13 protein-coding genes, 1 tRNA gene and 2 pseudogenes are annotated in these 15149 nt (G+C 49.8%); 8 read left to right on the plus strand and 8 right to left on the minus strand.

Annotated features, from left to right (window positions below):
• Positions 1–32 precede the first annotated feature (32 nt).
• Entirely contained in the window at positions 33–1349 is a 1317-nt protein-coding gene (gene shiA, locus Q5705_03135; GenBank protein WLI77572.1) for a shikimate transporter, read from the plus strand.
• Between the two features lie 43 nt (positions 1350–1392).
• On the opposite strand, the gene cbl is transcribed toward shiA, so the two are convergent.
• Together cbl and nac are read right to left on the minus strand one after the other, a co-directional pair.
• On the minus strand, positions 1393–2343 hold the full coding sequence (gene cbl / locus Q5705_03140) for an HTH-type transcriptional regulator Cbl (GenBank protein ID WLI77573.1): 951 nt from the start codon (positions 2341–2343) through the stop codon (positions 1393–1395).
• Positions 2344–2443: 100 nt separating this feature from the next.
• Positions 2444–3361: a nitrogen assimilation transcriptional regulator NAC gene (gene nac / locus Q5705_03145; protein WLI77574.1), complete on the minus strand. Its 918-nt coding sequence runs from the start codon at positions 3359–3361 to the stop codon at positions 2444–2446.
• A 329-nt stretch (positions 3362–3690) separates the two neighbouring features.
• Here nac and Q5705_03150 point away from each other — a divergent pair.
• From Q5705_03150 to aztD, 7 genes and pseudogenes are all read left to right on the plus strand, one after another.
• Positions 3691–3766, plus strand: a tRNA-Asn gene (locus tag Q5705_03150).
• Between the two features lie 53 nt (positions 3767–3819).
• Positions 3820–4306, plus strand: a pseudogene (locus Q5705_03155) (hypothetical protein).
• A gap of 204 nt (positions 4307–4510) precedes the next feature.
• A complete protein-coding gene (locus Q5705_03160; GenBank protein WLI77575.1) occupies positions 4511–6484 on the plus strand; it encodes a PhoX family phosphatase in 1974 nt (657 codons plus the stop codon).
• Positions 6485–6762: 278 nt separating this feature from the next.
• A complete protein-coding gene (aztA, locus tag Q5705_03165; GenBank protein ID WLI77576.1) occupies positions 6763–7500 on the plus strand; it encodes a zinc ABC transporter ATP-binding protein AztA in 738 nt (245 codons plus the stop codon).
• Positions 7497–8354, plus strand: coding sequence for a zinc ABC transporter permease AztB (gene aztB / locus Q5705_03170; GenBank protein WLI77577.1), 858 nt, complete (start codon positions 7497–7499; stop codon positions 8352–8354). The genes aztA and aztB overlap by 4 nt, the downstream gene beginning before the upstream one ends.
• A 31-nt stretch (positions 8355–8385) precedes the next feature.
• A complete protein-coding gene (gene aztC / locus Q5705_03175) occupies positions 8386–9336 on the plus strand; it encodes a zinc ABC transporter substrate-binding protein AztC (protein WLI77578.1) in 951 nt (316 codons plus the stop codon).
• A gap of 38 nt (positions 9337–9374) precedes the next feature.
• Entirely contained in the window at positions 9375–10628 is a 1254-nt protein-coding gene (aztD, locus tag Q5705_03180) for a zinc metallochaperone AztD (GenBank protein WLI77579.1), read from the plus strand.
• Positions 10629–10851: 223 nt separating this feature from the next.
• On the opposite strand, the gene Q5705_03185 is transcribed toward aztD, so the two are convergent.
• From Q5705_03185 to hisI, 6 genes and pseudogenes are all read right to left on the minus strand, one after another.
• Positions 10852–11106: a hypothetical protein gene (locus Q5705_03185; protein ID WLI77580.1), complete on the minus strand. Its 255-nt coding sequence runs from the start codon at positions 11104–11106 to the stop codon at positions 10852–10854.
• 363 nt (positions 11107–11469) lie between these two features.
• Positions 11470–12654, minus strand: a complete 1185-nt coding sequence (locus tag Q5705_03190; protein ID WLI77581.1) for an FAD-binding oxidoreductase — start codon at positions 12652–12654, stop codon at positions 11470–11472.
• Between the two features lie 17 nt (positions 12655–12671).
• Positions 12672–13031 carry a hypothetical protein gene (locus Q5705_03195; protein ID WLI77582.1) on the minus strand — a complete coding sequence of 120 codons (360 nt, stop codon included), beginning with the start codon at positions 13029–13031 and terminating at the stop codon, positions 12672–12674.
• 152 nt (positions 13032–13183) lie between these two features.
• Positions 13184–13393: pseudogene (locus tag Q5705_03200) on the minus strand (porphobilinogen synthase).
• A 32-nt stretch (positions 13394–13425) separates the two neighbouring features.
• Positions 13426–14649, minus strand: a complete 1224-nt coding sequence (zigA, locus tag Q5705_03205) for a zinc metallochaperone GTPase ZigA (GenBank protein WLI77583.1) — start codon at positions 14647–14649, stop codon at positions 13426–13428.
• A 36-nt stretch (positions 14650–14685) separates the two neighbouring features.
• Entirely contained in the window at positions 14686–15087 is a 402-nt protein-coding gene (gene hisI, locus Q5705_03210) for a phosphoribosyl-AMP cyclohydrolase (GenBank protein WLI77584.1), read from the minus strand.
• Positions 15088–15149 lie beyond the last annotated feature (62 nt).

The raw sequence follows: 15149 nt of genomic DNA on the forward strand, positions 1-15149 counted from the left end.
TTCTGGAAATCTGAGGACCGAACAGGACAACTATGGACTCCACGCTCATTACAACCCGCCCCGATGAGGAGACTCCTTCCTTTAACCGTGCCCGCCGTGCTGCCTGGGGCAGCTTCGCTGGCGCGGTAGTCGACTGGTTCGATTTTTTACTCTACGGCATCACCGCAGCACTGGTGTTTAACAGCGAGTTTTTCCCGCAAATCGACCCGGCCATGGGCACGCTGGCCGCCTTCGCCACCTTTGGCGTCGGCTTCTTATTCCGCCCGCTCGGCGGCATTGTCTTCGGCCATTTTGGCGACCGTCTGGGCCGCAAACGGATGCTGATGATGACCGTCTGGATGATGGGCATCGCCACCGCCTGTATCGGTATTCTCCCCTCGTTCGCCACCATTGGCTGGTGGGCACCGGCACTGCTGGTCATTCTGCGCGCTATTCAGGGGTTTGCTGTGGGCGGCGAATGGGGCGGTGCGGCACTGCTGGCCGTGGAAAGCGCCCCCGCCGGGAAAAAAGCCTTCTACAGTAGCGGCATTCAGGTCGGTTATGGCGTTGGTTTGCTGCTCTCGACCGGGCTTGTGTCGCTTATCAGTAGCCTGACCACCAACGAACAGTTCCTCAGTTGGGGCTGGCGTCTGCCGTTCCTGTTCAGCATTGTGCTGGTGCTGGGTGCATTGTGGGTGCGTAACGGGATGGAAGAGTCTGCCGAGTTCGAACGCGCGCAGGCTGAACAGCCGAAACAGGTGAAAAAACGCCTGCCGGTATTTGAAGCGCTGGCTCGTCATCCAGGGGCATTTTTGAAAATTATCGCCCTGCGCCTGTGCGAACTGCTGACCATGTATATCGTGACCGCCTTTGCGCTTAATTACTCGACGCAAAACTTAGGCCTGCCGCGCGAGCTGTTCCTGAATATCGGATTATTGGTCGGCGGCGTCAGTTGCCTGACTATTCCCTTGTTCGCCTGGATGGCGGATCGCTTTGGTCGTCGGCGCATCTATATTACCGGCGCGCTAATCGGAGCGCTCAGCGCCTTCCCTTTCTTTATGGCGCTGGAAGCCCGCTCGATTGTCGTTGTGGTTATTTTCGCGCTGCTGCTGGCAAATATCGCCCACGATATGGTGGTCTGCGTTCAGCAACCGATGTTTACGGAAATGTTCGGCGCGAGTTACCGCTATAGCGGCGCGGGTGTGGGCTACCAGGTTGCCAGTGTGGTCGGCGGTGGTTTTACGCCGTTTATTGCCGCCGCGCTGCTGACCTTCTCCGGCGGCGAGTGGCATACCGTGGCTATTTACCTGATGGTGGGTTGTCTGCTCTCAGCCATCACGGCAATTTTTATTAAACCGCAGCCTCGTTAACCAAAAACACAAAGCCTGCTTTGCGGCAGGCTTTTTTTTACGCTCAGATTTGGTAATCAATCACCGCGTCGTCTGGCTCCATCACCTGACGTTTAATATCCTCAACCGACAAACCGGCGTTGCACAACTCAATAAAGCGCCAGACATAGTTACGTTGTAACTGACCGCGTTTTAACCCCAGCCAGACGGTGTTGGCATCAAACAAATGCCGCGTATCCAGGCGCACCAGCTTCCCTTCCTCGTTCTCGCCGCCGGATTGCTCCGCCACCAGCCCCACGCCCAGCCCCAGCTCGACATAGGTCTTAATGACATCGGAGTCCTGCGCGCTTAACACCACATCAGGAATTAACCCCTTGCGACCAAACGCTTCATCAATGCGGGAACGCCCGGTGATCCCCTGGCGATAGGTAATCAGCGGCCAGCGGCTGATCTCCTCCAGCGTGAGCGGTGAAGCCTGCGCCAGGGGATGATCTTGCGGCACCAGCAAACTGTGATGCCAGCGAAACCACGGGAACGCAGCCAGCGAACTGTCATTACTGAGGCGCTCACTGGCAATGCCAATATCCGCCCCGCCGTTATGCAGCAGCGATTCGATTTCCTGCGGCGTGCCCTGAATCAATTCAAGACGGACTTCCGGGAACAACGCGCGGAACGATTTGATCACCGACGGCAGGCTGTACCGCGCCTGCGTATGCGTGGTGGCAATGGTCAGGACACCGGATGTGTCATTGGTGAAGAGGTCGGCGAGCCTGCGAACATTGCTCGCCTCATTAAGAATGCGCTCGGCAATCACCAGCAGCGCTTTGCCTGGCTCCGTCATACCGAGCAGACGCTTGCCACGGCGGATAAAAATCTCAATCCCCAGCTCTTCTTCAAGCTCGCGGATATGCCGACTCACGCCAGACTGAGACGTGTAAAGCATGTTGGCGACCTCGGTCAGGTTGTAATCCCGCCGTGCCGCCTCGCGGATAATTTTAAGTTGCTGGAAATTCACCCTTCGCTCCTGACCATCAGACATGACGTTATTGTTAAAGTCTGAGGCCAGGCAGAACAAATAATAAAAACCAGCATCTTATTCTTTTAAGGAATAATGCCTAGCTCACCAGTTGCAACTCGTGGTTTTCCATCGATGGGCGGCTCACCAAAGACATCAGAATATCTTTGACTGCCTGCGCCTGCGGCGACAACGTGCCGCGCGCAGAAACATTCAGCGCCAGCGGCAGGTTCATCGACGGTGTGGTGATACGCGCCATCCAGCCATTCGTCGCGCTGCACAGCGAACGCGCGGCAGATTCTGGTAATACCGTTACGCCCATTCCGCTGGCAATCGCTGCCGTTAACGTCGCAATAGATTCAATTTCACCGATGATCTTCGCGGTCAGACGACGCAAGGAGAACGCCTCATCGACGCGCAGACGCACGGCGCTATAATCACGCGGCAGGAACAGATTCATCTCGGCGACCGCCGTCAGATCGACGCTCTGCCCCGGGCAATCCCGCGTTCCCACCAGATAGAGATCTTCTTTCAACAACGGCAGGCTATTAATCCCCGCCCCTGGCGCGCGCTCATACAGCACCGCCATATCGAGTTGCCCACTTAACAGTTTATCGTTCAGCACGCTGCCGCTGTTTTCATGCAGATAAACCATGACTTCAGGTAACTCGTTACGCACCGCCTGTAATAGCGGCATGGTGACCGACGAAGCCGCCGTCCCCGGCGCAAGGCCGATAGAGACCTGGCCGCGCAAACACTGGCCAACATTGTTCACTGCCAGTTGTGCTTGTTCACACTGGCGAAGAATGGTGCGTGCGTGGGTATAAAGAATTTTGCCCGCTTCCGTGGGCGTAACGCCACGCTTGGTGCGGATCAGTAGTTGCTGATCCAACTCGCCTTCCAGAGTGGCAACTTGTTGGCTCAGCGCGGGCTGCGCAATATGTAATACTTCGGCTGCCTGAGTCAGGCTTCCAATATCGACGATTTTCACGAAGTATTTCAGTCGTCTTAAGTTCATTTTGCCTCCTGTACGGATACCAGTGCCAACGCCGGATGTTATGTCTCAGGAGGTTTTGCAATATGCTTGCCAGTTTTCATCACCAGAACTTATTGATGCTAACAGGCTGGATAATAAGAGATTCTAATCACCACAGGGTAAATTATTACTGAAACAGCGGTTTGCTTAATGCCCCATAAGGGGTAAGTTGCACCAAATCAGTGCAAAGCGGCGATAACTGGCTGGCAGACAACCAGATTGCCCAAATTGTCAGCAAACGAACCCACAGAGGCGATCCACCCTTTGACAAGCCTGAAGCTCATCGATAATATGCGCCCCGTTCACACGATTCCTCTGTAGTTCAGTCGGTAGAACGGCGGACTGTTAATCCGTATGTCACTGGTTCGAGTCCAGTCAGAGGAGCCAATTTCCTGTATTCATGCCTCCGTCCGAATCCTCATCTGCTGTCGATCCAACGGTATCTTAAGTACCGTATTAGCGGTAAGGAAACCCGCATTGCATGGGTTCCTCCTGCCTGCCATCTCCCTTTCTGACGCCAGGCAGTAACGTGAAGGTGTCCGCAAAATGCTGGCACTTAACATCAACCCGGCACAGCAGCGTGCTACTGAGTGCAGCTCACGCAGACAGGAAACAACGTTTAAAGCAGTGGCGCTGGCGTGGTACAGGAGCAATAAACAGTGGTCGCAGAATACCGCTGACTGCCTGCTCGCCAGCCTGAACAATCATGTCTTTCCGGTTATCCAGTATCAGAACTTAAACCCCGTCATTTCATTAGCCTGCTGGAAGTTGCATCCCGCACGCGAAGCCATTACCGGTATTCGTTATTCCGGACGCGGCGCAAAAATGCGCCCCCCGCATATCGTTCCGCTCTCGCGCCAGGCTTTTGCCATTCTGAAACAGGTTGAGAATATTTCCAGTGATGGTGAGCTGGTCTTTCCGGCCGATGCTTCAGGAGAACCGCTGAATTGTCCGGCATAATAAAGCCGTCTCCGCTTAGGTGGGGACGGCTTTATTTATCAGTAATACAAAAATGCCAGTGAACTTTTTCTCCTGAACTTCCGTTATTTCTGATGTTATAAATTTGTAACAAATATTTTTTATACTGACCTGTATTGCCACGCAAATCTATGGAAATTACAGGAAAACGATATGAGCAGACCCCTTAAATCGGTGTTTAAAAAGGAACACAGCGATGAGATCAGTAACCACAGCGTGAACCCCGTCTTTTCTGAGGTAGTCAGCGCTTTTATGTCCCGTCGCCGCTTTCTGCAAATGGGAATGGTGGCGGGCGCTGCCGTCTCCTTTCCTTATCTAGTCAAGCCAGAAAACGCCTTCGCGGCGAAGGCAAATCCCTCAGCATTATCTAAAGCGGTGTCGCTGGGCTTCACCAGCATTCCCGTTTCGACCGCAGACACTGTCACCGTGCCGGAAGGCTATATCGCCCGTCCGTTTTATCGCTGGGGCGATGCTGTGGGCATAAAGGGCAATCTGCCGGAATTTAAATTCGACGCCAGCAACACCACCGACGAACAGGCGGCGCAGGCCGGTATGCACCATGACGGCATGGCCTGGTTTAGCCTGCCGCAGGGCGAAGAGAACCCGGCACACGGTCTGCTGGCGCTCAACCATGAATACATTGATAACGGTATGCTATTTAAAGACGGTACCGCCAACTGGGATCTTGATAAGGCCCGTAAGGGTCAGAATGCGATGGGTATATCAGTTATCGAGGTGAAAAAAGATAACGTGGGCTGGCAGGTGGTCCGTCCCTCCAGCTTTGCTCGTCGCATAACCGTCAATACACCCATGCAACTGAGCGGTCCGGCGCGTCATCAGGCGTTGATGAAAACCGCCGCCGATCCGCAAGGCGAAGTGGTACTGGGCACCATGCAAAACTGCGCCAATGGTCAAACCCCGTGGGGAACGTACCTGACCTGTGAAGAGAACTGGTCGGATATTTTTGTTAAAAAAGCGCAGCGTAACGTGCTGGAGAAGCGCTACGGCATTAGCGATAGCGATGAATCCTACCGCTGGAACGAGGTTGACGAACGTTTCAGCGTCGATAAAACGCCCAACGAGCCGAACCGCTTTGGCTGGGTGGTGGAGATTGACCCCTACGATCCGACTTCCACGCCGCGCAAACATACCGCATTAGGTCGCTTTAAGCATGAAGGTGCTGCCGTGACGCTGGCGGGGGATAATCGCGTTGTGGTCTATATGGGCGACGATCAGAAATTTGAATACATCTATAAATTCATCTCCGAGAACAAATATGACCCTGGCGATCGCAAGGCAAATATGCAGTTGCTGGAGTCAGGCACGCTCTATGTCGCCAGATTCAATGACGACGGTTCCGGCGACTGGCTGCCGCTGATCTTCGGTGAAAATGGCCTTGATCAAAGCAAGGGTTTCGACAATCAGGGCGATCTTCTGATCAAAACGCGCCTTGCTGCCGATACGGTGGGCGCAACAAAAATGGACCGCCCGGAATGGATAGCCGTTGATACCCATGCGAAAGGCAGCGTGTATTGCACGCTCACCAACAATTCCGATCGCGGTAAAGAGGGCAAGGCCACGGTAGACGCAGCCAACCCGCGCGCCAACAACCAGTTCGGCCACATCATGCACTGGCGCGAAGAGAGTGCAGACCCCGCCTCAGCGAAATTTACGTGGGATATTCTGGTGCTCGCCGGGCGTACTGACAGTGACGATCCTAAAGCGAAAGGCTCCATGCAGGGGGCAGAATTCGGTAGCCCTGATGGGCTCTCCTTCGATCACCGCGGCGTGCTGTGGATCCAGACTGATGTCTCCTCCAGTACGATTAATAAAAAGGCGTATGAAGGGATGGGGAATAACCAGATGGTGGCGACCCTGCCCGGCACCAATGAGTATCGCCGCTTTTTGACCGGGCCACGCGGGTGTGAAATTACCGGTATCGCCTTTACGCCGGACAACCGTACGCTGTTTATTAATATCCAGCATCCCGGCGAAGGCGGCGACGACATTACCGATCCGAGCAACCCTCGGGCTATCTCCAACTGGCCAGATTCCAGATCAGACGGACGACCACGCTCTTCAACAGTCGTTATCACTAAATCAAATGGCGGGATAATCGGTACCTGATGCATCTGGTGCCCTTTTGGGCACCATTTTTTATGGCAACAGCTTGATCCTCCCAACATTCCCCAGGTATCAAATAGTTAATCTCGCTGTTATCTGAGGGAATTAACCTTAACCTTTTATGTTTTCTCTTACTCGCTGAAACGATTATCAATTTTAACCCTACCTTAAGCCTGGCTTCGTACATGCACGTTCCTTATCAAAAAATCGATTAAACGTTTACATTACAATTGTTATGTTATAACGTTGCAAAAAGTAACTAATTATGTGGAATGGATGTCATGCACGACTACTCTTTGCGTTTTGCAAATCTGGCGCTGGGTTATGAGGGTTTACCTGCGATACAAAATATTACCGGGACGATACAAAAAGGGTCCCTTACTGCCATCATTGGCCCTAACGGTTCTGGTAAGTCAACACTGCTTAAAGGTATCGCAGGGATTCTGGCTCCGTTAAGTGGCTCCTGTACCGTAGAGCCAAAGGCGCGCATTGCCTATCTGCCACAGATATCGGAATTGGATCGCACTTTCCCTGCAACCGTTTCAGATTTAGTTTCCCTGGGTTTATGGCCTGAAAGAGGGTTATTCCGTCACCACAGAATTGAGGATCGTAAACGGCTTACTGATGCATTGGGGTCAGTAGGATTAGCAGGGTTTGAAAAAAGACAGCTTAGTGCATTATCCGGGGGGCAGCTTCAACGCGCGCTCTTCGCACGGGTCATTCTTCAACAGGCAAACATCATCCTGCTTGATGAGCCTTTTAATGCCATTGACGCCACCACTATTGATGACTTGCTTGTGCTGATAAACCGCTGGCACGCTCAGAAGCGTACTGTCTTAGCTGTCATGCATGATATCGGTCTGGTTAGAAATCATTTTCCACAGGCCATTTTGTTAAACGGTGAATTAGTGGCATGGGACGAAACAGAACAAGTTCTGCGCCATACCTCACTTCAACCGACACAGAATATGGGCACAGCAGGTGTTTTGCCTGGGCAACATGAGGCTACACATTCATGAGCTGGCTTCATGAATGGGTTCTCGCACCTTTTGTCGGCTTCGGTTTTATGCGCCGGGCGCTTTATGGTTCATTTCTGCTTTGTTTAAGCGCTTGCCCGGTTGGCGTTTTTTTAACATTACGCCGTATGAGTCTGGTTGGTGATGCCATGTCACACGCTATCTTGCCCGGTGCTGCATTTGGCTTCTTACTCTATGGATTAGATATATTACCGATGACTATTGGTGGGCTTGTCGCAGGGCTGATAGTTGCTATTTTTGCAGGGGCGGTTTCCCGCTTAACAGTGCAAAAAGAAGACGCTTCAATGGCGGCTTTTTATTTAATCTCACTCGCAGTCGGCGTGCTCATTGTATCGCTTCGAGGCTCAAGTGTGGATCTTATGCATGTCCTGTTTGGCACTGTGCTTGCACTCAATCACGAAGCGCTGTTGTTAATTTTCTCTGTCGCGCTGCTCACACTTCTGCTGGTTTCTATATTCTGGCGCGCACTTATTGCTGAGTGTCTTGACCCTTTATTTCTTCGCTCAGTTTCACGACTGGGATCGCCAGTCCATTTTATTTTCCTGGCCCTGGTGGTACTGAATCTTGTCGCCGGTTTTCAGGCACTCGGCACTTTACTCTCTGTCGGGGTAATGGTCTTGCCAGCTGTGACGGCTCGTTTCTGGACGAGACGTGTAGCGACAATGTGCATAGCCTCTGTCCTGACAGGAATGCTTGCATGTATAAGTGGTTTGTTATTTTCATTTCATTTTTCACTACCTTCAGGACCGTCAATCATATTATCTGTGGGAATTATGTATCTTGTCTCTGCTGCTGCCATGATGGTGAAAAACATCCGCTTAAAAAAACTTCGTTAATCTTTTCACTACAAATCGAGGGAATTATTTAATGAGAAAACCCGGTTTTATGTCTTTATGTATCCTGACGACATCTATACTTTTTTTATTTTTTACTTTCCCGGCGAAAGCGAAAATTAATGTCATAGCAAGCTTTTCTGTTATTGGCGATATGGCAAAAAATATCGGTCGGGATCGCATCGAACTGCGTACTATTGTCGGCCCTAATAGCGATGCTCATGTTTATGAGCCCTCTCCTGCTGACGCGATCGCTATGTCTAAAGCGGATGTCATACTGGTAAATGGTTTACAACTTGAAGGCTTTATTTCACGGTTGATCGAGGCAAGTGAAACCTCCGCACCGGTAATTGAAACAACAAAAGGAGCAAATATTCTCCAGGACCCGGCCGGCGGACACTATCACTTTTATGACGGTAAAGCGGTCTTTCATGCTGCACCGTTTGATCCACATGCCTGGCAATCAGTAGGGAATGCCAGAATATATGTGAAAAATATTGCAGAAGCCTTTTGCGTACAAGATAAAAGTAATTGTGATTTTTATCAGGCTAATGCCCGTGCTTATGATGCAAAACTTGCGGCTCTGGAAAATAAAATTATTAAGACTGTCGCTACGATCCCACAAGAAAAGCGTACTGTCGTCGTAGGCCATAATGCATTCAAATATTTTGAACAGGCATATGGTATACATTTCCTTTCCCCTCAGGGTATATCCACCGAATCAGAGGCCTCTGCCGCTGACGTTGCCGGCATACTTAAGAAAATAAAAGAAAATAACGCATCAGCGGTTTTTTCTGAAAATATTTCCAATCCACGTCTGGTTGAACAAATTGCCAGAGAAGCTGGCCTTAACGTGGCTGGCGTGCTTTATACAGATGCCTTGTCAGAACCAGGAGAACCGGCTTCTACCTACCTGGAAATGATGGAACATAACGTAACGGCGATTGCGACAGCGGCGAGCAATAGCCGTAATGCCCAGCCATAAATACCCGCCGATCAGTTTTATATATGATGGAGAACATTATGAAGAAACGCTTATTATCTACTTCAATCTCAACGCTGCTTTTGGGCCTTTCTGTGATGCCTGCTTTCGCAGATGAAGACGTAACCGCATGGCGTCTGTTCGTCGCCGATCATGATAAACCCGTTGTGAATGTTATTGATGCACTGGATGGAGATAAGCTCGCAACATTTAATGTTAAAGGCCCTGCAAATTTATCTCGCAGCGAAAGTGGTGCCACAATTTTCGCTATCCAGGGTAGTGCTGGCGTAGTATCCACAATCGCTTCAGGCATTGCTTTCCATGATCACGGAGATCATGCAGACATTGATATTGACGCTCCCAAACTATTACCGCTGGAACTAACGGGTAAAAAACCTGGTCATTTTGTTGAACGTCAGGGCAAAATTGCCCAGTGGTTTGACGGGGAAGATAGCGCGCAAATCCTGGGTGAAAGCGCCGTTCTTAAAGGTCAGAAGAATATAACTAAAGTAAATGTTGTTGCACCACATCACGGCGTTGCTGTTCCTTACGATAATTATGCTGTCGTATCCATTCCCAACCCTGATGATGCTTCAAAACGACCTGTCGGCGCTCGCGTGGTGGACCTGCAAGGTAAAAAAGTGGGTGATGATGCCTTATGCCCCGGACTTCACGGCTCAGCCGGCTCGGGTGATACTTTTGCCCTATCATGTGAGACTGGCCTCCTGCTGATTACGCAAAAAAATGCGGCACCGGTTATCAGGCACCTTCCCTACGCGAAAACGTTGCCAGAGGGAAGCACATCGACCTTGATCGGTGGTAAGGGAATGCAATATTTTATCGGTAATTATGGGCCAGACCGGATTATTCTGGTCGACCCTACCGAATCGGATAGCTTCCGTTTGATTCAGTTGCCTACCCGTCGAGTCCATTTCGTTGTAGACCCGGTACGCGCGAAATTCGCCTATGTGTTTACAGAAGACGGAAAGCTTAATCAAATAGATGTCCTGAAAGGGGAAATTTCGCAGTCAGTGCGTGTCACTGATCCCTATTCAATGGATGGCCACTGGAATGATCCACGGCCGAGAATCGCAGTCGCTGACAATAAAATTTACATCACCGATCCGTTGAAAAGTAAAATTATTGTGTTAGACGCTACTTTTTTTAAAAAGACCAGTGAAATTAGCGTCGAAGGGCAGCCATTTAATATTGTTGCAGTCGGCGGTTCAGGAAAAGTACATGGTGAACATCACGATCATGAAGCTCATCATCATGATGATGACCACGCTCATTAATACTTGTAAAACCTAACAACGCCTTTCACAGTAGATCTGCTGATAGCAGATCTACTTTCTGGCTTTAATAATCTTTTTGAATTTGCCCTGGGAATAACATCCATGAATATCAAATTCCCTTTCATACTATTCACCCCACTTTACAGCATTTACTGCTCTAGTTGATTACACCAGAATCTTTTCAGCTTTCAGCTCTTACAAGTAATATATTTATTTAACTCTCTCAAAGCTTTTGACTACGCAACATTGAACAGAAAGGGCAATTGCATCCAGGTACTGCCACAGCAGCACAGGTTCCTAAAGTCGTCGTCTGGAACTGCCTGCTATGCTGGCTGTAAAAGTTACTGATGATGCTGTCTTCTGTTGTGCGCAACTGCTTTCCTGAAAGATCTGAACCAGTCGTATCTTTCGCCTGAAATGCCAGAGCCGGAGTCGAAGCCATTGTCAGGGAGAATGCAACTATCTTACTGATTTTCATGTTAACCTCTTGTTAAATCTTCCCCTGAAATTACAGTATGAGAAAACTCATAACAACCAGTTATCTTTCGGTATGCGGAATATGAGCCAGGATGTTATAAAATAACATAACACACCCACAAAAAAATGATACTATTGGGTAGTGATGTTCCTCTACAGAAGGCGTTCTGGCTGACTGTAACCAATGCGTACGCGGGCTATAATGGCCAGATATAGCCTGACATCACACACCTTGTCGTATTTTTGCAAGCTTAAACGCTTCAGGCCTGCCCATGTTGGACAGGCTTTTTGTTAATGCCGCTGAACAGGATCTAGTTTATTAGCTTTCTGATCCTCATTTCAGTGGTGAACATCGACTGAAAAATTACTGTGCGGCCGGGAAACGTAACGTAGAAAAAGCAGGAAAATCCTTTGCCGTTTTCCCAAGTAATCTTTCAGGAGAGAAATCACTCAAAAGCGAAGAACGCTTGTCGTGGAGAACCTCTTCCGCGCAAAGCCGTCCGATCAACGGCCCCAGAGTCATACCACTGTGCGTCACCATGAGGTAGATTCGTCGCTTAGCAGAGATATAACCAAGCCCTGGAAGTCCATCTGCCGGTCGGGAACGCTGCCCAACAGCTATACGTTCCAGCTGTGCCATTTCCATATTATTAAATAGCTTCCGTAGCCTTTTGTGCATTTCTTCACCGATATAGCTATCTACCGGTGCCGGGTTTGCAGGATTGGCAAAGCTGTCAAGGTCGGGACATTGAAGCAGTAATCGCCCCCCTCCTTCTGGCCGGACATTTAACCCTGGTGTGATTAAATTCGCCTGTAACTGGGTTAACACCGGGCGCGTATAGCCCAGAAAACCACATGCGATTTTATTCGGCTGGTTCGGATCGATCATTGCCAGTTGCTGCCCAAGTAGCGAAGCAAGTTCGGCAGACCATCTTCCCGCTGCAATGACTATACTGTCTCCCTGCCAACGTTCGCCATTGGCAAGGCTTATCTCTGCCCTATTTTTTTCTTCAGTTAACTCTGTCACTTCGCTATGTGTTTTCAGTTCGGCGTTATAAACATGAAGCTCGGACACCAGCCATGCCATAAAAACGGCAGGTACCAGTAAGCATTCACCTGGAAAATACCAGATATCTCCGGCATGAGATCCCACGCGGATTTCAGGAACTTTGCCCTTAAGTTCATCTGCGGAAAGGTTCTGAACAGGATAGTTCAGTTCCAAAAGACGGCTAACCCGGTCTTGTAACCGTTTTTGCTCTGGCGCACCAGCCGCCCATTCATAAGTCCCTGTCGCTTTTAGCCATTGACCTTCTGTAGTTCGTTCCTGGTGTAGCCGGATATGCTCGTCAATCGCCAGGGCATTGAGATGATGATAACTTTCTGGTGTTTTGCCATTTGAATTAATCCAGGCAAAAGTCGTGCTGCTTGTCCCCGCCCCCACATGGCTACGCTCAAAAACAGTGACTTTTGCTCCCTGTTGCGCCAGGGAGCGGGCCACGGACAGGCCGAGTACGCCAGCACCAATAACTGCTATTTTTTTGACCGACATGCTTTTCCTCCTTTTTATCAGCTTCCTGACGTTGGGCTTTCTTGTGGCTTATCGCCAGGTTCATTCAATACGATTTCCATTGAAGGGGCTGATGTAAGCTTATTTTTATATTCAGCCGATATGTCAGGAAGGCTGGTAAACTGACCATCAAGAAAAAGAAAATCTATCTTATTGGCAATATCCTCCAGCGCTTCAATTTCTGTTTTGAGGTTTTCCCCCTTTTCCTTATTGCCATCCAGAAGCCAGTTAATGGTGCCGTTTTGCTTGGTTAATCCACCAAGATCAATGACATGACCATCGATATTCTGTGCAAGAATGCGGTTTTCACACAGGAAAAGTAGATAAGGCATACGGTCCTGTTTACTGGTTTCGACCATAACTGCTTCCTCCAGATTATTGGGCTGATACAAACGATTCGTCAGAATTCGCAATAAAGATAAGAATTAAAGTATAGAAATTCTCGCTGATTATGACGTTTACTCTCAGCGGTGCTCCTGCTTAGCGACTAAGGAATTTTGTAAACAGGGAATCAATATTCCCGTTTATGTTGATTAAGCAACTGGGCTACTGTGTTGGCAAAATAAGTCAGTATTCCATCCGCCCCGGCGCGTTTGAAGCACATAAGTGATTCAAGCACCGTTTGCTCTTCGTCGAGCCAGCCATGTCGGAAAGCGGCCATATGCATCGTATATTCCCCTGAAACCTGATAGGCAAAGACTGGTACTGCAAAAGTTTTCCTGGCTTCCCTACCATGTGTCGTATACCTTCGATTCATTCTTCGAACCAGGGCTCAACAGGATCGGAATAATGCCGCCACTTTTGAGGCCCTTCTGCCATTTCTGCATCCGTTAACAGGGCGGAATCCAGTCTGTTGCGCAGTTCTGCTTCGTTCATCTCCATGCCAATAAAAACCAGCTCCTGACGCGCATCTCCAATGCCGTCCATCCAGTGAGACATAATGAACTTCAGCGATTCATCATCCTCCGGCCAGCGTTCTTTCGGCACACTTGCCCACCACATGCCGCCCAGCCCCTGACGCGACACGCCACCGGCCTGTGACCAGGAGCCTGCAAATTCCGGACGGCTGGCCAGCCAGAAATAACCTTTTGATCTGACGACCCCGTTCAGTTCATTTTCCATCACCTGCCAGAAACGGGTCGGATGAAAAGGCCGGCGGGCGCGAAAGACAAAGCTGGTGATCCCGTATTCTTCTGTCTCCGGCGTATGTTCGCCCCTGAGTTCTTTAAGCCAGCCGGGTGCCTGAGCGGCCTGCTCGAAATCAAACAGCCCGGTATTAAGTATGTTGCCCAGCGGAACCTGTCCAAACTGTGAAACAACGATTCTGGCCCGTGGATTAAGCGAGCGTAAAATCGCCATCAGTTTTTCTTTTTGCGCTTCACTGATAAGGTCAACTTTATTAAGGACCAGCACATCACAGAATTCAATCTGATCAATCAGCAAGTCAACAACGCTCCTTTCATCACCTTCACCTAACGATTCTCCGCGTGACTGAATGCTGTCTTCCGAACCGTAGTCTTTCAGAAAATTGTACGCATCCACCACAGTGACCATGGTGTCAAGGCGGGCCACCGTCGAAAGGCTTTCACCGTCATCGCCCGCAAAGGTAAATGTTTCAGCAACAGGCAGAGGCTCAGATATACCGGTGGACTCAATGACAAGCTGATCAAAACGCCCTTCTTTTGCCAGACGATTAACTTCGAGAAGAAGATCTTCGCGCAATGTGCAGCAAATGCAGCCGTTGCTCATTTCAACCAGTTTTTCATCAGTCCGGGAGAGTTCTGCACCACCTTCCCTCACCAGGGCAGCATCAATATTCACCTCAGACATATCATTAACAATGACAGCAACACGACGGCCTTCCCGGTTGTTCAGAATATGGTTAAGCAGGGTTGTTTTCCCTGCTCCCAAAAATCCCGAAAGTACGGTAACCGGCAGGCGTTTATCGCCATGAAAATTTGCACTGACTTCGGACATTACCTTACATCTCCTCAGATATTCGTTGTGTTCGGATTAACCAGGATCGTTGAGCACGGTTAGCTCATCGCCTTTAATGGCGTTGTAAAAACAACTCCGCCGACCTGTGTGGCAGGCTCCACCTTTTTGATCCACAAGCAGTAGTACCGCATCTCCGTCACAATCCAGACGGATATCATGTACTTGCTGAACGCAGCCGGAGGTCTCACCTTTTCGCCAAAGGCATGATCGGGATCGCGACCAGTACCAGGCTCTGCCACTCAATAAGGTTTCATCAAGAGCCTGTTGATTCATCCAGGCAAGCATCAACACCTCTCCAGTGTCATATTGCTGTGCAATCGCAGCGATCAATCCATGAGAATCCCAGGGTATTGATGCCAGGATATCTTCAAGTTTAAAAACTGCACCTGCATGGGCTTTTTCCAGTAAGAGAAACATTGGCACCTCACTTATCATGTGTTATGTTATAACGTAACAATCAGGTTTGCCAGTTCTTCTTT

Origin of the sequence: Kosakonia sp. H02, from assembly GCA_030704225.1 — a bacterium.
In the GTDB taxonomy this organism is placed as follows: Bacteria; Pseudomonadota; Gammaproteobacteria; order Enterobacterales; family Enterobacteriaceae; genus Kosakonia.

What these genes read in the sequence shown, in the direction of transcription:
- aztA (WLI77576.1), top strand. Translation starts at nt 6,763, where the DNA reads ATGCACGACTACTCTTTGCGTTTTGCAAATCTGGCGCTGGGTTATGAG.
- Q5705_03195 (WLI77582.1), bottom strand. Translation starts at nt 13,031, where the DNA reads ATGGTCGAAACCAGTAAACAGGACCGTATGCCTTATCTACTTTTCCTG.
- hisI (WLI77584.1), bottom strand. Translation starts at nt 15,087, where the DNA reads ATGTTTCTCTTACTGGAAAAAGCCCATGCAGGTGCAGTTTTTAAACTT.
- shiA (WLI77572.1), top strand. Translation starts at nt 33, where the DNA reads ATGGACTCCACGCTCATTACAACCCGCCCCGATGAGGAGACTCCTTCC.
- aztD (WLI77579.1), top strand. Translation starts at nt 9,375, where the DNA reads ATGAAGAAACGCTTATTATCTACTTCAATCTCAACGCTGCTTTTGGGC.
- aztC (WLI77578.1), top strand. Translation starts at nt 8,386, where the DNA reads ATGAGAAAACCCGGTTTTATGTCTTTATGTATCCTGACGACATCTATA.
- Q5705_03190 (WLI77581.1), bottom strand. Translation starts at nt 12,654, where the DNA reads ATGTCGGTCAAAAAAATAGCAGTTATTGGTGCTGGCGTACTCGGCCTG.
- Q5705_03160 (WLI77575.1), top strand. Translation starts at nt 4,511, where the DNA reads ATGAGCAGACCCCTTAAATCGGTGTTTAAAAAGGAACACAGCGATGAG.
- nac (WLI77574.1), bottom strand. Translation starts at nt 3,361, where the DNA reads ATGAACTTAAGACGACTGAAATACTTCGTGAAAATCGTCGATATTGGA.
- aztB (WLI77577.1), top strand. Translation starts at nt 7,497, where the DNA reads ATGAGCTGGCTTCATGAATGGGTTCTCGCACCTTTTGTCGGCTTCGGT.
- Q5705_03185 (WLI77580.1), bottom strand. Translation starts at nt 11,106, where the DNA reads ATGAAAATCAGTAAGATAGTTGCATTCTCCCTGACAATGGCTTCGACT.
- zigA (WLI77583.1), bottom strand. Translation starts at nt 14,649, where the DNA reads ATGTCCGAAGTCAGTGCAAATTTTCATGGCGATAAACGCCTGCCGGTT.